Origin of the sequence: Brucella sp. HL-2, from assembly GCF_025846885.2 — a bacterium.
Taxonomy (GTDB): Bacteria; Pseudomonadota; Alphaproteobacteria; order Rhizobiales; family Rhizobiaceae; genus Brucella; species Brucella quorumnocens.
On record NZ_JAOYTK010000006.1, the window covers coordinates 140,408 to 160,769 of the forward strand.

A 20,362-nucleotide genomic window follows, 5' to 3' on the forward strand; every position below is an offset into this window, starting at 1 on the left:
ACGGGACAGGCGATGAAATATATCCCATTCATTCTCTTTACAGTCATGACCAACGCGGCAGCACAGCTGCTGCTCAAATATGGCATGATGTCATTTAGTAATGCCAGCTATACTGCGGATACGCTGATTTATAGGATATTTCAAATTGTCTTTAATCCGTGGGTTTTCGCTGGTCTGACCATGTTTGTGATTTCCATGGCATCACATATGTATGTGCTCTCAAAAGTCGATCTGTCTTTTGCCTATCCTTTTTTGAGCCTTGCCTATGTTGCCGTGGCAGTTTTCGCGTGGCTTTTGTTCAAGGAAGAACTGGGCGTCTACAAAATCGCGGGCATCGCTTTCATTTGCATCGGAACAGTGCTGATCGCACAGAGCGGTAAGACGCCGAATGCCGAACACAATGCGGCCGTTCACGACCGCTCACCAGTTTAGAGCGCGTTTCGATCTGATACGATCAGATCGGCGTTCTAGCTATTTGCTTTAACGCGCATCCTATCCGAAAGCCGGTTCACTCTTTTCGGGATGCGCTCTAATTTTAAAGTCGGGGCAGGATTATGAGACATATTATTTTTGGTGGCGATGGCTTTGTGGGGCGCTATCTAGCTCCAATGCTTTTCGCCGATGGACATGAAGTCATTGTCGCGGATATCGTGAAAAGCGATCTCGCGCATTATAACGATGTGACATTTGTCCATACCGATGTGACTGACCCGGAGGCGATCCGCAAACTTGGCATTCGCGCCGATGACATGGTCTATAATCTGTCTGCCAAGATGCTGTCACCCCTTCAGGTGCGTGCCAAGCGTCACGATTTCTTCTTCCCGGTCAACTATTACGGTACGGAAAACATTATCAAGGCGATGGACGAAGCGGGCGCAAAACGTCTCGTGCATTTCACGACAGATATGGTCTATGGCCACACCTATGTCTGGCCGCAGAAAGAAGATCATCCCTGCAATCCGCTTGGTGAATATGGTTTGTCGAAATTCAAGACCGAGGAGCTGGCCGCTGAGTGGCGCACGCGCGGCATGAATATTTCGCTGTTCCGTCCACGTCTCATTATCGGACCGGGACGCCTTGGCATTCTCGAAAAGCTGTTCAAGCTCATCGATAATAATCTGCCGGTTCCGATGATCGGCTCGGGCAAGAACCCTTATCAGTTTATTTCGGTGTTTGACTGCGCGTCGGCGGCTTATGCTGCCTATAAGGCGGGCGTTCCAAATGAGGTTTATAATCTCGGCTCGCTCAATCCGCCGCCGGTGCGTAAACTGCTCGGTGATCTGGTCAAGCATGCAGGATCAAAATCCATTCTGGTGCCGACCCCCGCATGGGCCGTGAAGCGCACGTTGGACTTCCTCGATTGGCTCAACAAGCCATTGATGGACCCGGAGCAATATCTGATTGCCGATGAAATGTGCGTTCTCGATGTTTCAAAAGGCGAACGGGAATTGGGCTGGATACCGCAATATCGTGATGAGGACATGCTGATCGCAGCCTATAGCGAATATCGCAAGAAACTTGCCGATGCATCGAAGGCGGCGTGAGGACCAAACCATGACAAAGACAGTTACGACACATGACACGGTTGCTGTTGCCAACCACACGCCCAAGCCCAAGCTTCTGACTGTAGAAGATGCCAAGGCGCTCGATCTGCCGCGCATGACCGAGCTTTTCACCGGACATCTTAACCCGGGACAGTTGCATTTCATGAAGCTGCTCGGATTTCACAAGGTGAAAATCGAACGTGCCGAAGGCATGTATTACTTTGATCAGAACGGTCGCAAGATACTTGATTTCTTCGGTGGCTTTGGCTCGCTTGCTCTTGGGCATAATCACCCGCGCATTCTCGAAGCGCGCCGCAAGTTTCAGGAAGAAATGCGGCACGAAATTGCCATCGCCTTCATGTCGCAATATGCGGCCGCATTGGCTTATGACATTGCGGCCTGTTCGCCAGGCGATCTTGATATGGTCTTCTTAGGCTCGTCCGGTTCGGAAGCCATGGAAGCTGCGATCAAGGTTGCAGAACGTGCCGCAGGCCCTAAGAAGCCGAAGATTGTCTATGCTGAAAACTCTTTCCACGGAAAGACCAAGGGCGTGCTGTCGATCACCGATGGTGGGCTTTACCGCGGTGAGTTCAAGCTGGTCGATAATACGGTTCGCGTACCGTTCGGCGATATTGATGCCATTGAAAGCGCGTTCCGTTCTGATCCGGAAATTGGCGTTATTGTGCTAGAAACCGTTCAGGGCGGCGGCGGAATCATTCAGGCCGATGCTGCCTTCTGGCAGAAGTTGCGTCAGCTTTGCGATCAGTATGGCGTGATCTGGGTGGCGGACGAAGTGCAGTGCGGTTTTGGCCGTACAGGCAAGTTCTATGCCTTTGAGCATTACGGCGTCATTCCCGATGTGACTGCCCTTGCCAAGTCGCTGGGAGGCGGCAAGACAGCGATGGCCGCGATGATTGCCAAGCGCGACGTCTATATGAAAGCTTACGGAACGCCGAAAACGGCGATGATCCATGCCATGGCGACCTTCGGTGGCATCGGTGAAGCCTGCATTACCTCGATTGAAACGATCAATGTGCTTTACGATGAGCATCTGATCGATAACTCGGCAGAAAACGGCGACTATCTGCTTGATCGTTTGAAAGAGCTGCACGGACGATATCCGACGCTTATCAAGGATGTCCGGGGCAAGGGCATGATGGTGGGACTTGAGTTCCATGACTTCTCGAAGGCCATGCCAATGGTACTTCGCCCTGTGCTCGCCATGCTCGACGACAAGTTGAAAGGCTCGCTACCTGGCTTTATCGGTAGCCATCTCTTGCGGGACCATGGCGTGCTGGTGGCTTTCACCGAGTATAATCGCAACGTGATCCGCCTTGAGCCGCCACTTATTTGCGGTCGCGCGCATGTTGATGAGTTCATCGCAGCGCTTGATGAGATTCTAGGGCGCGGTATCGTCGGTATCGTCAAGGGTTTCGTGAAAGCGCAAATCAAGTAAAAAGAAAGGCCGGGTGGGTTCATCCGGCCTTTCGCTTTTCTTGCTCTATTTTTGCAAAATTCTGGGACGCAACAATAAGTCCCAGCATGCATCAAGTGGCACGACTTGGCGATCTTTGAGCGCGTCAGCGTAAATTTCCTGCAGGGCCAGACGGGTTGTTGTCATCGGACATTTGGGTTTTAGAACGCCGTCGGTTGCTTCAACCGCCGCTCTGGTTTCAGGCGTCATCGCGGGAACCGTGCGGAATGGATCAGCGCCGATCTGGATTTTCCGCGTGGCATCGCGGTTTAACAGCCACGGAAATGGATCGGTGAAGTCGAGTGTCATCAGCGTTTTGATATAAACGCCGGTCTTGCTCTCGAATTCTTTGAAGGCTTTGACTGCCTCATCGGCGGAGATGATCCAGTACATCTGATAATCGAGCTCTGAATAAAGCCGCCAGCTTGGCAGTTGTCCTTGCGTCGCCAATGCTTCGTAAGGTGCGGAATAATCGGCATAATGCACGGGTAGCAATTTCGCACGATCCATGATGTCCGGTCTGGCGGACACCTGGCGCATGTTTTTAAGCTCCGTCACAGGTGGTTGGACATAGGTGGGTGCCACCGCAATTGCGCGCAAAGTCTTGTGTGTGACCTTGCTAAAGGTCGGGATAACGCAGAAGGCTGCCAGCACCAGAAACGCAATCTTAGCCTTGCCTTCAACATTTTTGACACGGTGGTAGATCATCAACAAAACCGGCCAGATGAAGATGAATTCCTGACTGCCAGTGTTTTGGGTTTCGAGAATGATGCCGCCGAGCAAAATGACTGCGAGCCATACGGAGTTGCGGTCAAAAAAATGAACAGAGGCCGAGCCGCGTGTCATTTCAATCCAGAAAAGCGCCAGAACAAGAATTGCGGTTGGCAGAATGACGTCCAGCTTACCCGATACGACCGTCAAAAATCGCGGCAGCAGCGCTCCTTCATTCAAAGCCAGAAGCTGCTCGATATCGGCAAGATAGGCCGAGATCATGTGGCCGTTTAGTTCGAGCGCAGCCAACCCGATCAGTGTTATGGCGGCAGCAATCAGAACTGTTTTCATGGACAAGCGTCCTGCAAGCAGTGCCGTCAGTCCGAATAGACCGCCAACCAGAAAGCCGGTGATCTTTGTGAGAAACAAAGCAAGCATTGCAACGGCGCAAAAGACTGCGAGCTTGCGGCCGTCGGCAATGAACATCAGACCGCATGTCAGTACATAAAGCAGTAGAGACACTTGCCGGTTATAGATGCCGAAGCCGTCGAGACCGGGATAGGACGTATAGGTTTGCACATTGGCAGGGAATATGGCGAAGGCCAGAAAAGGAATGAGAAGCGCAAAGGCGATGACGCGGTTTCTGCTTCCGACCTCGGCAAGAACCACTGCCATGAGAGGGGCCGCCACGGCAAGTGTGGACCACTGCACGAGCAACAGGGATTGCGCTTGTGGAAATAGCTTCATGCCCCAGGAGAACAGGTAATATCCCAGCGGGCCTACCGGAGTGAAAAAATCAACCGAAGGAATCTGCCCTGTGTTGATGCGTTGCGCTGCGTCGAGATAGAGATACGTATCCCAATACATAGGACCAATTGGGACTGTCAGCGGAATGCTCAACAGGCCAATCAACGCGACAAGTACAAGCAACATCCAGAAGACTGGACCGCCGACAAAGCGGGTTCTTCTGTTCTCTATATCAGGCGCTGACGAGACTGAAACTTTCAAATTCTGCCCCCGCTCCTTTGAAATGGCTCTGTGTTATACCCTTTATAACGCGGATATGTTTAAAAACTCCGAAACACGCCTTGCGCTCACAATTTACGGCAATATGGTGCCGCAATCTTTTTAAATCGGAGTTGAATGTTGCAGAGCGTCGATGTTTTGGTGATAGGCGCTGGCGCTGCTGGCATGATGTGTGCGATTGAGGCCGCAAAGCGCGGCCGTTCGGTGGTGGTGCTGGATCACGCGAGAAAGCCCGGTGACAAGATCCGTATTTCTGGCGGCGGTCGCTGCAATTTCACCAATATCCATGCGAGCCCCAAGAACTTCCTGTCGCAAAATCCGCATTTCTGCATCTCGGCATTAAGTCGTTATACGCAGCGTGATTTCATCAAGCTCGTAGACAAGCACCGTATCGCTTATCACGAGAAGACACTTGGCCAATTGTTTTGCGATGGATCGGCCACGCAGATTATCGATATGCTGCTTGATGAAATGCACCGTTACGGCGCACGCTTATTGCTCGAAACTTCTGTCGAAAGCGTTGAGAAAACCGAAAGAGGTTTTGTTGTCCGGCATTCCGGCGGTACGGTTTCAGCGAAGTCGCTGGTCATTGCCACTGGCGGAAAATCCATTCCGAAGATGGGGGCGACGGGTTTTGGCTATGACGTTGCCACGCGTTTCGGCCTACGTATTGTCGAAACACGCCCCGGGTTGGTACCGCTGACTTTCGAGCCGAATTTGCTCGAGCGTTTGAAGCCGCTTGCGGGTGTTGCCGTCGATGCTGTCGTTTCATGCAAGAAGACGAAATTTGCCGAGGCGATGCTGTTCACGCATCGAGGCATCAGTGGTCCCTCTATTCTGCAGATTTCATCTTACTGGCGTGAAGGCGACGAAATTGTCATTTCGATGCTGCCCAAGACAGATCTGTTTGAAGCTCTCAAAGAGCAGCGATCTAAAAACGGCAAGCAGGCACTGCAAACGGCTCTGTCGTTCTTTATTCCTAAGAAACTCGCCCAGCTTATCGCTGCAGATTTTCCCGCGACTAATCTTGCCGATCTGTCGGACGCCGTATTGCGGCGTGCTGCAGCTGCGGTCAACGACTGGCACGTGAAGCCAGCCGGTTCGGAAGGTTATCGGACGGCTGAAGTCACCTTGGGCGGAGTTGATACGCGCGATCTCGATTCCAAAAACATGGAAGCAAAGAACGTACCGGGCCTTTATTTCATCGGCGAAGTGGTTGATGTCACTGGCTGGCTTGGCGGCTATAATTTCCAGTGGGCTTGGTCGTCCGGTTGGTGTGCGGGGCAGGTAGCTTAAGGTTTAACCAGACTGTCGGCGAGCTTCGGCGGATATTCGAGTTCGATTTCATTCTCGCCGTAGATGAAACTGCCGAGGCCGGGGCCTGTGATTATTGGGCGGACACGATACTTGCCGGGCATAAGGTTCGCCGGGAAGAATAAAGGATAGGCGTCCTGCCCGTCATTATCGTGATAAATCACAAATTGTCCGTCGCGCTTCTCAATCGGATTGTCGTCGAGCATATGGCTTTCGCCGGGCGTGAGCGTCGTATCGGAGATATCGTAGAGCTTATGAGCTAGTCGCGTGCCGTTATCTCCGTTGAAGAGAAGAAAAAGCTCAGCATTCGACAATTGGATTTCCGTATCGCTGGTGTTCTTCATCGTCAGCGTGAAGAGGTTGCGATAATAATCGGGGTTTTCCGTTGTATCTTTGTAGTCGGAAAGGCCGAGGGAAGCCGTTTGCGGTTTGGTTCCGTCAGCATCATAATGGGCGACGAGGTCATAGGCTTCTTTAAGCAATACCCAGCCGCCGGGCAGGTTGTCGCTGCCTTCGCGGGCGAATTTCATGAAGTCGCCACTGAAAGCAAGGATACGAACGCTTTCGCCTTTGACAAGATGGCTAGGCGTTCTGCTTTGCAGATCAGCTGCACTATATATTTCGAGCGTAGTTACTGGGACTTTCCAGCTATTCTCTGCTTCATCGCTGGCAATGACTGTCTCCAGATTGATGTTGCCCTGCCGGTCATACGAGACCATGCGGGCGGGGCGGTCGAGATAGGGCCAATGCCAGATTTCTTCCTTCGGGCGCGATTGTTCCAGCAAATTTGCACCGCCGTTGGGGTCTATCCGCACAACATCGATGCGCGCATCTTCGCCCTCAAAACTACAGCTGCTTTTGATCGCTTCCCTGCTTTTGATTAACTCAATATTCCATAGAGCGCCGCAGTTAAGCCGCTCGCTGAAATCTTCCGTAAAATTGAGCGCCGCATAAGATTTTGTTGTTGGCTTATAGAGAAAAAGACCAAACCCAATATCGGGACTCTCGCTTGTAATTGCGCCAAGCGCCACATCGGGAAATCCATCGAAATTGAAATCTGCAACTGTGAAGCTTGGTTCACCGTCGAAATTTGCGGCCCATTCGGCATCAATCATCGTGAGTTCCGACCCATCGGGCTGAACAATGACGTAACCATTCTCGGTTTTAGCAATTTGCGCTGCGACACCCGCCTCCGGCGTCAGTCGCGGCAATGCCTCCGCAGCGAAAGACGCGGTTATTGGCCCAACAGTGAAACAAACAAGGGCAAGTCCAAACAGAGAAGGGCGGGAAAGCTGTGTCATCTTGAACGCATTTTTATCAAAGGATTAAGCCTGTTTACATGATCCCGCCATAAAGTGGGAGTGACAGCTTTCATTATCTGCATGCTGATTCAAATGTTTAAGTGTGTCGTCCGGTCGCGCTTGTTGGAAGCTGCTTGTTCCCTTGGCGCGATTCGCGTATCGCCTAGAAGAACGGATGAGGATGGAGGTCGTCCGAATGCCGCAAAGAAATTCCCCCCTAGCGCCGTTTCAGTATGGAACTTTTCGCGCCTTATGGTCTGCAACGCTATTTTCAAACCTGGGCGGTCTTGTGCAGACTGTCGGTGCGGGCTGGATGATGGCCACCATTGCGCGTTCGGATGATATGGTCGCGCTGGTTCAGGCCTCCACTACTTTGCCGGTAATGATCTTCTCGGTTGCGGCAGGCGCGCTTGCGGATAACTTCGACCGCCGCCGCATCATGCTCACCGCCCAGATTCTCCTGCTCGTTATCTCGGTTGCGCTTGCAGCTTTCGCCTATCTGGGCATGCTGACACCATGGATGTTGCTCGGCTTCACCTTTCTCATCGGTTGTGGTGGTGCTTTGCATAATCCGTCATGGCAGGCATCGATGGGCGACATTGTTCCCAGAACAGATTTGCCTGCAGCCGTTGCTCTTAATTCCATGAGTTTCAATCTGATGCGCAGCATCGGTCCGGCAATTGGTGGCGCTATTGTTGCGGCAGCGGGTGCCGCGTTTGCTTTCATCTTCAATGCCTTCAGTTACTGCGCGCTTATTCTAGCGCTTTGGCGCTGGCAACCTCAGACGACGAAATCCACGTTGCCGCGCGAAGCATTAGGGCCTGCAATGGTCGCCGGGCTGCGCTATGTGGCTATGTCGCCAAATCTTCTAAAAGTCATGTTTCGCGGCTTTCTGTTCGGTCTGTCTGCGATTGTCATTCTTGCACTGTTGCCGCTTGTGGCACGTGACCTCGTTAAAGGCACAGCGCTGACATATGGCATCATGCTCGGTTTTTTCGGGATTGGTGCGATCGGTGGCGCTCTTTCAAGCGCCCGACTGCGCGAACTTCTCGGCAATGAGTGGTTGGTGCGGGGCGCTTTTGTCGCTTTTGCGCTCAGCTGTCTTTTGCTCTCGGTGAGCCGCAGCATCTGGATGAGCTGCATTTTCCTGCTGCCTGCAGGATTGTCATGGGTTCTCGCGCTTTCCCTGTTTAACGTGACTGTGCAGCTTTCAACCCCGCGATGGGTGGTTGGCCGTGCGTTGGCACTCTACCAGACGGCCACGTTCGGTGGCATGGCGGCGGGCAGTTGGCTGTGGGGTTCGGTTGCCGATGAATTCGGCGTTCCGGGAGCTTTGTTGGCAGCAGCCGGCGTTTTGCTCTTCGGTGCGCTTGTCGGGTTTTTGCTGCCGCAGCCGGAATTTGAATCGCTTAATCTCGATCCACTCAATCGCTTCAGCGAACCGCAGTTGCGCTTAGACTTACGGTCGCGCAGTGGCCCGATCATGATCATGGTCGATTATAAAATCGCTCAGGAAGATGTGCAGGCGTTTCTTGGGGCAATGGCGTTGCGGCGACGCATTCGCATTCGCGATGGCGCACGACAATGGGCCTTGCTGCGCGATCTCGAAAATCCGGAAACATGGACGGAAAGTTATCACGTTCCGACATGGGTGGAATATGTGCGCCACAATCAGCGGCGGACGCAATCTGACGCGGAAGTGTCAGAAAGGCTGCTTGCTCTGCACAAGGGGACAACGCCCCCTCTGGTCCATCGCATGATCGAGCGGCAGACTGTGTCTATCCATGATGACATGCCGCTAAAGGCACATCTCGATTTGACGTGATGCGGGCATACCAAGGCGCTAAGATATAGACACATCGTGTCTTGCAAATATTCATTCTCTACAAAGGCTTAACCAACATCAAATGAGTTGCACGCATCGGATGTTGGTATCAGTTTCAGGCCGTTGAAAACTCGGTCTTTGCAATCTGGTTGCGACCGCTCTTTTTGCTCGTGTAAAGCTGATGGTCGGCGTGCTGCAGCCAAAGTGATCCGCCCATATCGGGATGGGTGCGCGCAGATGCGATCCCCATGCTGACGGTTACGTTCGTGCTGACTTCCGAGCCGGGATGCGGAATATTTAGCGACTGGATCTGAAACTGGATTTCATGTGCTGTGGCTAAAGCGGTTTCGGGGTCCGCACCGGGCAGAACACAGGCAAATTCTTCGCCGCCATAGCGCGCCGTCATACCCGAAACCTTATGCACAGCACGGTTCAGAGCGGCCGCAACCATGGCAATGCATCGATCGCCTTCAGGATGACCATAGGTGTCATTGAAGAGCTTGAAGAAATCGATATCGAGCATGATGACCGAAAGCCATGCGCCCGCAGGCGCAAGACGCGAGATTTCTCCTGCAAGAATGACTTCCAGCTGACGGCGGTTGCTAAGACCCGTCAAAGCATCGGTAACAGCCATCTGGGCCAGCTGGTCGCGTAGACGCTTGAGCTCGATATGATTGGACACGCGCGCGCGCAACACGACCGGATTGATCGGTTTTGTTACATAATCGATGGCACCCAGCGAAAGGCCGCGAACCTCTGCTTCCTGATCATCAAGACCTGTCGTGAAGATAACCGGCACGTCAGCCAGCAGGCGATCATTCTTCAGGCGGATGCAGACTTCATAGCCATCGACACCCGGCATCATGACATCCAACAAAATCAGATCGGGTAAAACTGAGCGCGCAACTTCCAGCGCCTGTTCACCAGATGTGGCAAAGCAGATTTCATAATGGTCTTCCAGCACCGCGTTCATGATCTCGATGTTTGAAACTTCGTCATCGACGATCAGGACGGTTGCACGATCAGGCATTTAATTTACTCCGGTAGTGTTTAGATCGCCGCTTGTTTTTTATGATCTGGGGCGAATTCTAGAACGTCGATCCGATTCAATCAGATCGACGTTCTAACTCTTTATTTTAACGCTCATCTTGCCCGAAAACTGCTTCGAACTTTTGCTGGAACTGTTTCAGTTTGCTGGAGGAAGTTCTTCGGCAAAGGCTTCGTCCAGACTACGCAGGGCCTGCTCATAATCGAGCTTGTCCAGCGCAGCTTTTGCCGTGCGTAAAGCTTCCGCTTTGTTGCCTTGCTCGGCGTTTGAGCCGAGCATTTGGAGCAACGCATCGAAACTGCTGCGCGCGCGCATGCTCCGGCGCGTGAGGTGGTCGCGCAGCATCGTCACTGCGGATGCAATATCTGCGGTCTGAGCGCTCGTATTTGTCTGCTGTTGCGGCGCGGTCACCTTGTCCTTCAGGCTGGCTGCAGCCTTCAAGGCGGGCTTCATGGCGGAGTTGAGCGCCGAAAGCGTTGGCTCCAGACCGACCAGCTGTTCATTGGCTATTGCCAGTTCCACCTCAGCAGAAATACGCGCAATTTCTGGTAATTCCAGAGATGCTGCAACACCTTTGAGCGTATGGGCAAGGCGTCGTGCTCCAGTCAGGTCACCCTTGGCAATCTGATCCATCAGGGATTCGATGACATTCGCAAAATCATCATGGAAACTTATGATGAGGCGACGCAGAAGAGCCCGTTTTCCGTTCACCCGCACGAGTGCTCGTGTGAGGTCGAATGGCGGAAGGCGGTCAGGAAGATCGGTCTGAGTGACCTCGATCTGGCTGTCCTGCGGTTGGGCGACGGTAAGATCCACCCGGCGTGGCTTCATCCAGCGCTCAAGTGTTCCGATAAGCACGCTTGGATCGATTGGTTTGGCCACATGATCGTTCATGCCAGCTTCGGCACATCTGCGGCGCTCTTCTTCATAAGCATGTGCGGTCAGAGCGATGATTGGCAGGGCATCAGGGCTCCAGTCGCGACGAATATGACGCGTGGCTTCCAGGCCGTCCATTTCGGGCATTTGAACGTCCATCAGCACGGCTGAATAGAGCGAACCAGATCGCGCAACGCTTTCGCAGGCAATACGCCCGTTCTCGGCGGTATCAACATCAAGGCCTGCATCACAAAGGAGTTGATAAGCGATTTCGCGATTGATCGCATTGTCTTCAACGAGCAAAACATGCGCGCCACGCAGCGGCTCTGCAATCAATTCTGAATCCCGTGCAGCTTCCTTGGCATCTTTCGATAGCGGGAAAAGCATATTCAGCGTTTGCAGTATCTGCTGAGCTTCGATTGGCTTTGGCAGATAGGCTGCGATACCGGCGCGCGAAGCTTTTTCCTTGAACTCATCACTACCATAGGCAGTTATCAGAACGATTTCGGGCAGTTTGGCGAGCTTTGCATTGGCATACAGGCTACCCACTGTTTCCATGCCATCCATACCGGGCATTTTCCAGTCGAGCAGCAACAGATCATAGGGCTGGCCGCGCTGGAATGCTGTTTCCAGTGCGCCAATAACCTCGGTACCTGATGCGACCAGATCGACCTGGATCGACCAGTCCGCGAATATGCTCTGTAAAATTTCGCGAGAAGCCGGATTGTCGTCCGCTACAAGTATCCGAAGCTTCTGGATATGCGCTTGTGGCTTTTCGACAATGGAATGCGCGCGATCCACATTACCCAGAGTGGTTGTGACGGTGAAGACGCTGCCCTTGCCGGGGGTGCTGAGTACGGTGATGTCACCGCCCATCTGCTCGGCAATTTGCTTGCTGATGACCAGTCCAAGTCCGGTGCCGCCAAAGCGGCGTGTGGTGGAGCTATCGGCCTGCGAGAAAGAGCTGAACAGCTTGGATTGTTGGTCAGGTGTCATGCCAATGCCGGTATCTGCAACGGCAATCTGCAGGCTGTAATCGCCACTATCCGTCGGCTTGCCGCTTACGCGCAGAGTAACGGAACCATTCTCGCTGAACTTGATGGCATTGCTCATCAAGTTGAGGAGCACTTGCCCAAGGCGCATTTCATCGCCGACAAGGCGTTCCGGTACGCCCTGATCAATATGCAGGCTCACTGCCACGTTCTTGGTGCGGGCATCGGCACTTGTAATCTGCAATTTGCGATCAAAGAGGGCACGCAATTCGAACGGCCGGTTTTCCAATGTGAGTTTGCCCGCATCGTTCTTGGAAAAATCCAGAATGTCATTGATCAGGCGCAGCAGCGAGCCACTGGCACCATTGATCTTGGAAAGGTAATCGCGCTGGCGCTCGGTCATGTCGGTGCGGAGCATCAGATGGCAAAAGCCCAAAATCGCATTGAGCGGCGTGCGGATTTCATGGCTCATATTGGCCAGGAACATGCCCTTGGCCTTGTAAGCCTGTTCAACTTGGGCAGAGCGTGTTTCAATCTCGGCATTTTTAATCATGATCTCATCGCGCATCTTGCTGATGCTGTTGACGCAAGCGACAAGCATATCGCAGAACCAGACAAGAACGGCTGCCTGAAAGGCTACAATCACAGCGTGAATCATCACTCGACGAATATCGCTGCCCGTTGGGAAGACGAGGGATGGCAGCAGATAGTCGAGGGTCAGATGGTGCAATGCAACTGCGACGGCTGCAATGATGGTTGCTCTGCGGTCGCACCAGCCAATGGTGAGTGCGAGCATGGCAAAGAAATACATATGCATGTCCATCTGCCAGATGTGCCCACGAAGCAGATAGAGCAGAATTGCAGGCTCAGCCACGAGAGCTACGGCAGACAAAAAGCGGGTTGCGGGCGCGATATCAGCGCGCCACCACATCAGATTATAGCTTGCGGCAAGGAAAGCTCCTGCAAGCGCCCCGCCGAGGATGGAAGCACCGGTTCCATAAGCGATGACCGCGAACAGCGGAACATGCAGCCAGAAAAGAATCACCAGAAAGCGCGCAAAGCGTCTGCGAATATCATCAAGCTCAATGATCATGGATTAGGCCCCGGTAACAGCAAGGTCAAAACAGCTGGACAGCTGTGCGGGTTCAAAGACGAGCCACGCGCCTGCATTGTAAAGTGCGTCGATTGCGTCAGGTCGTGCGGCATGTACAACCACAACGTTCATTCGCTCATTGAAGGACAGGATCTGTACATCGGCTTTGCTAAGCAGCGTTGCCACTTGTGAGACATTCGCCCATGGCTGCATGAGGACGGCAAACTGACCGTTCTCGCCACTTGGGGAAAGCATCGCATAGATGAGTGCTGTGAGGCCGATCACGAAAAGGGCTATGGCTGGCAGCATGTCTAACATGCGCCATTTTGACTGCGCTAAATGGGAGCTCATGTGTCTGTATCCGCAATTCAACACGCCTTGGACGTTACCGCTTCATAGTATATAAAAAAGCGCGTGTCTTGCTGTATGTGCTAATTTAAGATTGTATTATTTGGTGATCGCCGAGGCGTAATTAACCACTCGTTTAAGAACGCACTCCGAAAAGTGTGCGACCGTTTTTTGGATAAGATTCGCGTCAGATCAAATGCGCTCTATTGGTCCTGTAACGCGGCAAGGGACGTCGTACATCGAATTTACGGCCTTTCAACATAATGCTTTGCGCTTTGTCTTTTCATTTTTGAGTGACGAGCGGTACGCTGAATATCAGCCCAAATTATGATTTGAGTATACCCCTTTAGTTGAATGCCTCCAACTGTCGCCTTGCATTTTACGTGAATCGGACCGCTATTAATTGTCAATGACTTTTATGTTGTGCAGAATTTTGCTTTACGTACCTCAAAGCCGACGTTAAGGTTGCACAGTGAAGCTTTGGGAGGAGTTCACATGCAATTGGAAATTCAAACAATCAGAAGTCTCGACAGGCGCTTAAGCTTTAGTGCTTGCACTGGTGCGCGCGTATGAACGCGAGCCGAAACGAGCATGGCGTGCCGCTTCTGGAGGCGGTTTCGCTGTCGAAATCGTTCGGACCTGTTCAGGTTCTGAAAAGTATAAATCTCAGCATTTATGGCGGCGAAGTTCACTCAATTATCGGTGAAAACGGTGCGGGTAAATCGACGCTGATGAAGCTGCTTGCGGGTAATGAGCGCCCAACCAGCGGTGAAATCCACATCGATGGCAAACCGATCTTGTTTTCGGGTCCAGTGGAAGCAGAAGCGCAGGGCATTGTTCTGGTGCATCAGGAAATCCTGTTGGCGCCTGATCTGACTGTCGCCCAGAATATTTATCTGGGACGCGAAGTTTCCAAAGGCCTTGTTGTTGATGACAAATCCATGCGCGAAGGCGCACGCAAAGCTATTCATGATCTTGGTGCGGATATCAATCCCGATGCCATCGTGGGTAGCCTTTCCATCGCACAGCGCCAGCTTGTGCAGATCGCTCGCGTTTTGCTCGTGCCGCATCGTGTGGTGATCTTTGACGAGCCAACGGCTTCGCTTACTCCGGTCGAAACTGAGGCGCTTCTGAAAGTCATTTGTGACATTCGCGCCAAAGGCGTCGCGGTTCTTTATATTTCGCATAGACTGCCGGAAGTGAAAGAGATTTCGGATCGCGTGACAGTCTTGCGCGATGGTACGCTGGTGGCTGCGCATATGGCATCTGAGCTGCAGCCAAACGACATGGCCCGGCTGATGGTTGGGCGCGATGTTGCTAAGCTTTACCCTGATCGCGCTGCACGTCACGGACAGGAGCCAGTGCTCGAGGTCGATGATTTCAGCGTTCCTGGCTATGTTAAAACAGCAAGTTTTACGTTGAGCAAAGGCGAAATCCTGGGCTTTGCAGGGTTGGTCGGTGCGGGTCGAACGGAATTGATGGAAGGCATTGTTGGGCTGCGGTCTGGCAAGGGTCAGGTCCGTCATAATGGAAAGCCTGCAAATTTCCGCAATGCTCAAGAAAGTCTTTCCGCTGGCATCGCCTATCTGAGCGAAGATCGCAAAGGCAAGGGGCTGTTGCTTGCCAAGGACCTCGGGATCAATCTGACGCTCGCTTCGATCAGCAAATTCGTCCGGGGCTTGCAGATTGATCGGCGTAAAGAACGCACGGCACTCGACGATGCAATCAAAGAGTTCGATATCCGCACTGGCCGCAAGGATATTCTTGCCGGGCAGCTTTCTGGCGGCAATCAGCAGAAGCTTCTGTTGGCAAAGATGATGATGCTCAACCCGTCTATCGTCATCATTGACGAGCCGACCCGAGGCATCGACGTGGGCACCAAAGAACAAATCTATCAGTTCATTGCCAATTTGGCCGACGAGGGTAAATCGATCATCGTCGTATCGTCTGAAATGCCTGAACTCATTGGCGTATGCGACCGTATCGTCGTCATGCGCGAGGGCAGAGTTGCAGGCGAAGTGACAGGCGAACGCATGACCGAAAATGACATCGTTGTCTTAGCAACTGGCGTCAGCACAGAAGCAGCGGCTTAAATAAAAAAGGGGAGTAAATGACTGACGTAGTTACCGATAAAAGTAGAGTGCCGAAAACGTCCAAAGATTGGGATCTGAGGGCTGTTGCGCCTTTTATTGCGCTGCTTTTGCTGCTTGTTCTGGGGACAATTGCCAATCCAAATTTTATCAGCATAGACAATTTGTTGAATGTTGCGACGCGTAGCGCCTTCATTGCAATCATCGCGCTTGGTGCCACCTATGTAATCTCATCGGGTGGGCTGGATTTGTCGGTCGGTGCTATGGCGGCCTTTGTTGGCAGTATCATGATCATGTTCATGAACAGCGGCGTTATTGCCGATCCTGTGATGATGCTGATCGCAGCTGTGCTTCTGGCCGTTGTAGTGGGCGCGCTTTGCGGTCTGACAAATGGATTGATCACAACGCTTGGTGGTATAGAACCGTTTATCGCTACGCTGGGTACGATGGGTATCTACCGTGGTCTGACGACTTGGCTGTCGCAGGGCGGAGCAATCACCTTGCGCAATCCTGACATTCAGGCGCTTTACAGACCTGTCTATTTCGGTTCCGTTTTTGGTGTTCCGATCCCGGTTATTGCGATCTTTGTAACGGCAGCGATAGCGGCGTTCGTACTCTACCGCACCCGCTATGGTCGCCATGTGATTGCAGTGGGTTCCAGTGAAGATGTTGCGCGTTATTCCGGTATTTCCGTCAAGCGTGTTCGCACTATTGCCTATATTGTGCAGGGTCTTTGCGTGGCAGTTGCAGTGCTTCTTTATGTACCGCGACTGGGGTCCACATCGGCAACAACCGGCATGTTATGGGAACTGCAGGCGATCACGGCAGTCGTTGTCGGCGGTACGGCGTTGCGGGGCGGTGTGGGGCGTGTCTGGGGCACGATCTGCGGTGCATTCATTCTGGAAATTGTCGGCAATATCATGCTGCTTTCCAACTTCATCAGCGAATATCTGATCGGGGCCATTCAGGGGGCGATCATCATCATAGCCATGCTGGTGCAACGGTCGCTGTCGCGACGATAAAATCCAAGGCGTGATAGGTAACTTCATCGCGCTTTGGACAATGAGTTTGACGGGATTGAAGGGGCGGTCCGGTCACAGAGGGATAAAGCCCCCTGAACATTTGGGAGGAAATAATGCGAGGAAAACTTTTAGGCGTTGCTTTTGCAACATTGGCGGCCGGTGCGCTGGCCTTTACAGGCATTGCAGGCGCGCAGGACAAGAAGGTCACGATCGGCGTATCTATTCCAGCAGCCGACCATGGCTGGACTGCTGGTGTGGTCTATCATGCCGAACGTGTGGCCAAGCTTCTGATGCAGGAACATCCGGGCCTCAACGTGATCGTCAAGACATCGCCGGATGCGGCCAGTCAGGCAAACGCATTGCAGGATCTTGCCGTTCAGGGCCTGGACGGTCTGGTCGTTCTGCCATCCGATCCCGATCCACTGGTAAATGCTATCAAGGAGATCAAGGATAAGGGTACGTTTGTGGCATTGGTCGATCGCGCACCAAGCAACAACGACAACACCATCCGTGATCTTTATGTGGCGGGTAACAATCCCGCGCTTGGTCAGGTTGCTGGTGAATACATCAAGAAGACCACGCCAGACGCACAGGTCGTCGTCATTCGCGGCCTGCCGATCCCTATCGATCAGCAGCGTCAGGACGGCTTTGACAAGGGTATCGAGGGTTCGAATGTCAAGATTCTTGATCGCCAGTATGGCAACTGGAACCGCGACGATGCATTCCGTGTGATGCAGGACTTCCTGACGAAATATCCGAAGATCGATGTTGTCTGGTGTCAGGATGATGACATGGCCGTTGGCGTGCTTGAAGCAATCAAACAGGCTAACCGTGAAGATATCCAGTATGTTATCGGCGGTGCTGGTTCCAAGGATATGATCAAGAAGGTCATGGATGGCGACAAGCTAATGCCTGTCGATGTTCTTTATCCACCTGCGATGGTTTCAACTGCTATGCAGCTTGCTGCCGGTCACTTCTACGACCAGATTCCAGTAAGCGGCAACTATATCCTCGACGCCACATTGGTGACCAAGGATAACGCCGAGCAGTTCTACTTCCCGGATTCTCCGTTCTAATATTCATATACGCGTCCGCTTTGGCGGACGCGTAGTTTGTCGCTTGATTTAGAGCGCATCCCGAAAAGTGTGAAACGGTTTTCGGACAAGATGACTCTAAAACAGATACTTAGTGCGTTTCCTCTGATTCAAAGAAAATTGAAAACGCTCTAAGCCCTTATTCCCGATATCGGGTCGAATTTTCAGTTGGAGGACTTTTGATGAAGACGATCAAAGGGCCGGGGATATTTCTCGGGCAGTTTGCGGGCGATGAAGCGCCGTTTAATACATGGGACGGCATCACCAAATGGGCCGCAGAAAAGGGTTATGCCGGTGTTCAGGTGCCGACATGGGCGAGCCAGCTGATCGATCTGAAGAAGGCCTCGGAATCCAAAGATTATTGCGATGAACTTGCCGGTGTCGCGCGCGAAAATGGCGTTGAGGTGACAGAGCTTTCGACGCATCTGCAAGGCCAGCTTGTTGCCGTGCATCCGGCTTATGACGAAGCTTTTGACGGATTTGCAGTGCCAGAAGTGCGCGGCAATCCCAAAGCGCGTCAGGTATGGGCGGTTGAGCAGGTGAAGATGGCCATCAAGGCATCTCGCAATTTGGGCATTGGCGCACATGCGACCTTCTCAGGCGCTTTGGCATGGCCGTTCATCTATCCATGGCCGCAGCGCCCCGCCGGTCTGGTTGAAACGGCATTCGATGAACTCGCTCGCCGCTGGACGCCGATCCTTGATCATGCCGACGAGCATGGCGTCGATATTTGTTATGAAATTCATCCGGGCGAAGATCTTCATGATGGCGTGACATTTGAGATGTTCCTGGAGCGGGTTAAAAATCATCCGCGCGCAAACATGCTCTATGATCCGTCGCATTATGTGCTGCAATGCCTCGATTATCTTGACAATATTGATATCTATAAAGACCGCATCAAGATGTTCCACGTCAAGGATGCGGAGTTCAATCCAACCGGACGTCAGGGCGTCTATGGCGGTTATCAGGGCTGGGTTAATCGCGCTGGTCGCTTCCGTTCACTGGGCGATGGACAGGTTGATTTTGGTGCTGTGTTCTCGAAAATGGCCGCCAATGATTTCGATGGCTGGGCAGTGGTCGAATGGGAATGTGCACTGAAGCATCCGGAAGACGGAGCGCGTGAGGGCGCTGAGTTTGTTAAACACCATATCATTCGCGTGACCGACAAAGCATTCGATGATTTTGCCGCTGGCGGAACCGATGATGCAGCCAATCGGCGCATGCTGGGGCTCTGAGGGAAAACAGACACTATGACCATTGAAGCAAAAACCAAAGAAACCGCAAACCCGCGCATTCGGCTAGGCATGGTTGGCGGTGGTGCAGGGGCATTCATCGGTGGTGTTCATCGTATGGCCTCACGGCTCGACAATCGCTTTGAATTGGTGGCGGGGGCGTTGTCTTCGTCACCTGAAAAAGCGCAAGCCTCGGGTCGCGAGCTTGGCCTTGCGGAGGATCGCACCTATTCGAGCTATAAGGAAATGGCAATTCGCGAAGCGCGCCTCAAGAATGGCATTGAGGCCGTGGCCATCGTAACGCCAAACCATGTGCATTACGATGCAGCGAAGGAATTTTTGCGCCGCGGTATTCATGTGATTTGCGACAAGCCACTGACTTCGACACTCGCTGACGCAAAGAAGCTCAAGAAAGTGGCCGACGAGAGCGGCGCGCTGTTTGTGCTGACCCATAATTATACCGGCTATCCGATGGTTCGTCAGGCACGCGAAATGATTGCGAATGGCGAGCTGGGTGATTTGCGTGTGGTTCAGGTTGAATATGCGCAGGATTGGCTGACGGAAGCGGTTGAGGAAACTGGTGCCAAGGGCGCCATTTGGCGTACCGATCCGGCCCAGTCTGGCATCGGTGGTGCAACAGGTGACATTGGCACCCATGCCTTCAATCTTGCGTCGTTCGTGACTGGTCTGACGCTCGACAGTCTCGCGGCGGATCTCGATAGCTTTGTTTCTGGGCGTAGACTTGATGACAATGCGCATGTGATGCTGCGTTTTGCTGGCGGTGCCAAGGGTATGCTGTGGTGCAGTCAGGTCGCACCGGGCAATGAGAATGCGCTGCGTCTTCGCGTTTATGGCACTAAGGGCGGCATCGAATGGGCGCAGGAAGACCCGAACCGGCTTTGGTTTACGCCGTTTGGAGAACAGAAGCGGTTGATTACCCGTGGTGGTTCAGGCGTTGGAGATGCCGCAACTCGTGTTACACGTGTGCCGGGCGGTCATCCGGAAGGCTATCTGGAAGCGTTCGCGACTATCTATGTGGAAGCCGCTAATGCCATTCAGGCGAAGCGCGATAACAGTAAACTTGACGGTGCGGTCATCTATCCAACCGTGGACGACGGTGTAAAAGGCGTCGCGTTCATCGATGCTTGCGTAAGATCTTCCAACAAAAATGGTGGGTGGGTTAGTCTCTAAAATAAATTCAAACTCGAAAACGCCGCCAATTTTGGCGGCGTTTTGTTTGTGCGTTAAGGCTTGCAAGTGGCCCAATTCGTTCGCCGTAGAAAAGCCATCATGATTTCATGTTTGACTGAGATGTGCCTGATATAGCTGACCCATCGCATCTGTCGGCCCTGTAAGGCGCAAATTCAAAGCG

15 protein-coding genes are annotated in these 20,362 nt (G+C 52.8%); 10 read left to right on the top strand and 5 right to left on the bottom strand.

The window, feature by feature from the left end; all coding sequences use genetic code 11:
• Positions 1-12 precede the first annotated feature (12 nt).
• The 3 genes from OIV19_RS10675 (at position 13) to OIV19_RS10685 (ending at position 3,000) form a co-directional block, all read left to right on the top strand.
• The gene (locus OIV19_RS10675; protein WP_264231615.1) at positions 13-432 is read left to right on the top strand and encodes an EamA family transporter; all 420 of its coding nucleotides are present in this window, start codon (positions 13-15) and stop codon (positions 430-432) included.
• 122 nt (positions 433-554) lie between these two features.
• Positions 555-1,544: an NAD-dependent epimerase/dehydratase family protein gene (locus OIV19_RS10680; protein WP_095445018.1), complete on the top strand. Its 990-nt coding sequence runs from the start codon at positions 555-557 to the stop codon at positions 1,542-1,544.
• Between the two features lie 10 nt (positions 1,545-1,554).
• Positions 1,555-3,000, top strand: coding sequence for an aspartate aminotransferase family protein (locus OIV19_RS10685; protein ID WP_264231616.1), 1,446 nt, complete (start codon positions 1,555-1,557; stop codon positions 2,998-3,000).
• 45 nt (positions 3,001-3,045) lie between these two features.
• Here OIV19_RS10685 and OIV19_RS10690 read toward each other — a convergent pair whose 3' ends face one another.
• A complete protein-coding gene (locus OIV19_RS10690; RefSeq protein WP_369698103.1) occupies positions 3,046-4,707 on the bottom strand; it encodes a hypothetical protein in 1,662 nt (553 codons plus the stop codon).
• A 168-nt stretch (positions 4,708-4,875) separates the two neighbouring features.
• On the opposite strand from OIV19_RS10690, the gene OIV19_RS10695 reads away from it, so the two are divergent.
• On the top strand, positions 4,876-6,051 hold the full coding sequence (locus OIV19_RS10695) for a BaiN/RdsA family NAD(P)/FAD-dependent oxidoreductase (protein ID WP_264231638.1): 1,176 nt from the start codon (positions 4,876-4,878) through the stop codon (positions 6,049-6,051).
• Here OIV19_RS10695 and OIV19_RS10700 read toward each other — a convergent pair.
• Positions 6,048-7,370: a hypothetical protein gene (locus OIV19_RS10700; RefSeq protein WP_264231617.1), complete on the bottom strand. Its 1,323-nt coding sequence runs from the start codon at positions 7,368-7,370 to the stop codon at positions 6,048-6,050. The two genes, OIV19_RS10695 and OIV19_RS10700, sit on opposite strands and share 4 nt — an antisense overlap.
• Positions 7,371-7,566: 196 nt before the next feature.
• Between OIV19_RS10700 and OIV19_RS10705 the strand changes: the two genes are divergently transcribed.
• Positions 7,567-9,195, top strand: a complete 1,629-nt coding sequence (locus OIV19_RS10705) for an MFS transporter (protein WP_151091092.1) — start codon at positions 7,567-7,569, stop codon at positions 9,193-9,195.
• A 115-nt stretch (positions 9,196-9,310) separates the two neighbouring features.
• On the opposite strand, the gene OIV19_RS10710 is transcribed toward OIV19_RS10705, so the two are convergent.
• The 3 genes from OIV19_RS10710 to OIV19_RS10720 form a co-directional block, all read right to left on the bottom strand.
• Positions 9,311-10,225, bottom strand: coding sequence for a diguanylate cyclase (locus tag OIV19_RS10710; protein ID WP_151091091.1), 915 nt, complete (start codon positions 10,223-10,225; stop codon positions 9,311-9,313).
• 156 nt (positions 10,226-10,381) lie between these two features.
• The gene (locus OIV19_RS10715; protein WP_264231618.1) at positions 10,382-13,204 is read right to left on the bottom strand and encodes a response regulator; all 2,823 of its coding nucleotides are present in this window, start codon (positions 13,202-13,204) and stop codon (positions 10,382-10,384) included.
• Between the two features lie 3 nt (positions 13,205-13,207).
• Positions 13,208-13,555, bottom strand: coding sequence for a hypothetical protein (locus OIV19_RS10720; protein WP_264231619.1), 348 nt, complete (start codon positions 13,553-13,555; stop codon positions 13,208-13,210).
• 566 nt (positions 13,556-14,121) lie between these two features.
• On the opposite strand from OIV19_RS10720, the gene OIV19_RS10725 reads away from it, so the two are divergent.
• From OIV19_RS10725 to OIV19_RS10745, 5 genes are all read left to right on the top strand, one after another.
• Positions 14,122-15,645, top strand: coding sequence for a sugar ABC transporter ATP-binding protein (locus OIV19_RS10725; RefSeq protein ID WP_264231620.1), 1,524 nt, complete (start codon positions 14,122-14,124; stop codon positions 15,643-15,645).
• 17 nt (positions 15,646-15,662) lie between these two features.
• Positions 15,663-16,664, top strand: a complete 1,002-nt coding sequence (locus OIV19_RS10730) for an ABC transporter permease (RefSeq protein ID WP_095445010.1) — start codon at positions 15,663-15,665, stop codon at positions 16,662-16,664.
• Between the two features lie 113 nt (positions 16,665-16,777).
• Positions 16,778-17,740 carry a substrate-binding domain-containing protein gene (locus OIV19_RS10735; RefSeq protein ID WP_264231621.1) on the top strand — a complete coding sequence of 321 codons (963 nt, stop codon included), beginning with the start codon at positions 16,778-16,780 and terminating at the stop codon, positions 17,738-17,740.
• Positions 17,741-17,940: 200 nt separating this feature from the next.
• A complete protein-coding gene (locus OIV19_RS10740) occupies positions 17,941-18,993 on the top strand; it encodes a sugar phosphate isomerase/epimerase family protein (protein ID WP_264231622.1) in 1,053 nt (350 codons plus the stop codon).
• Positions 18,994-19,008: 15 nt separating this feature from the next.
• Positions 19,009-20,181, top strand: a complete 1,173-nt coding sequence (locus tag OIV19_RS10745) for a Gfo/Idh/MocA family protein (RefSeq protein WP_264231623.1) — start codon at positions 19,009-19,011, stop codon at positions 20,179-20,181.
• The last annotated feature ends 181 nt before the right edge of the window (positions 20,182-20,362 follow it).

Bases quoted from the DNA above. Each gene is read 5' to 3' on its own strand.
- OIV19_RS10715 (WP_264231618.1), bottom strand. From the start codon at position 13,204: ATGATCATTGAGCTTGATGATATTCGCAGACGCTTTGCGCGCTTTCTG.
- OIV19_RS10745 (WP_264231623.1), top strand. From the start codon at position 19,009: ATGACCATTGAAGCAAAAACCAAAGAAACCGCAAACCCGCGCATTCGG.
- OIV19_RS10710 (WP_151091091.1), bottom strand. From the start codon at position 10,225: ATGCCTGATCGTGCAACCGTCCTGATCGTCGATGACGAAGTTTCAAAC.
- OIV19_RS10700 (WP_264231617.1), bottom strand. From the start codon at position 7,370: ATGACACAGCTTTCCCGCCCTTCTCTGTTTGGACTTGCCCTTGTTTGT.
- OIV19_RS10675 (WP_264231615.1), top strand. From the start codon at position 13: ATGAAATATATCCCATTCATTCTCTTTACAGTCATGACCAACGCGGCA.
- OIV19_RS10740 (WP_264231622.1), top strand. From the start codon at position 17,941: ATGAAGACGATCAAAGGGCCGGGGATATTTCTCGGGCAGTTTGCGGGC.
- OIV19_RS10720 (WP_264231619.1), bottom strand. From the start codon at position 13,555: ATGAGCTCCCATTTAGCGCAGTCAAAATGGCGCATGTTAGACATGCTG.
- OIV19_RS10730 (WP_095445010.1), top strand. From the start codon at position 15,663: ATGACTGACGTAGTTACCGATAAAAGTAGAGTGCCGAAAACGTCCAAA.
- OIV19_RS10705 (WP_151091092.1), top strand. From the start codon at position 7,567: ATGCCGCAAAGAAATTCCCCCCTAGCGCCGTTTCAGTATGGAACTTTT.
- OIV19_RS10735 (WP_264231621.1), top strand. From the start codon at position 16,778: ATGCGAGGAAAACTTTTAGGCGTTGCTTTTGCAACATTGGCGGCCGGT.
- OIV19_RS10685 (WP_264231616.1), top strand. From the start codon at position 1,555: ATGACAAAGACAGTTACGACACATGACACGGTTGCTGTTGCCAACCAC.
- OIV19_RS10725 (WP_264231620.1), top strand. From the start codon at position 14,122: ATGAACGCGAGCCGAAACGAGCATGGCGTGCCGCTTCTGGAGGCGGTT.
- OIV19_RS10680 (WP_095445018.1), top strand. From the start codon at position 555: ATGAGACATATTATTTTTGGTGGCGATGGCTTTGTGGGGCGCTATCTA.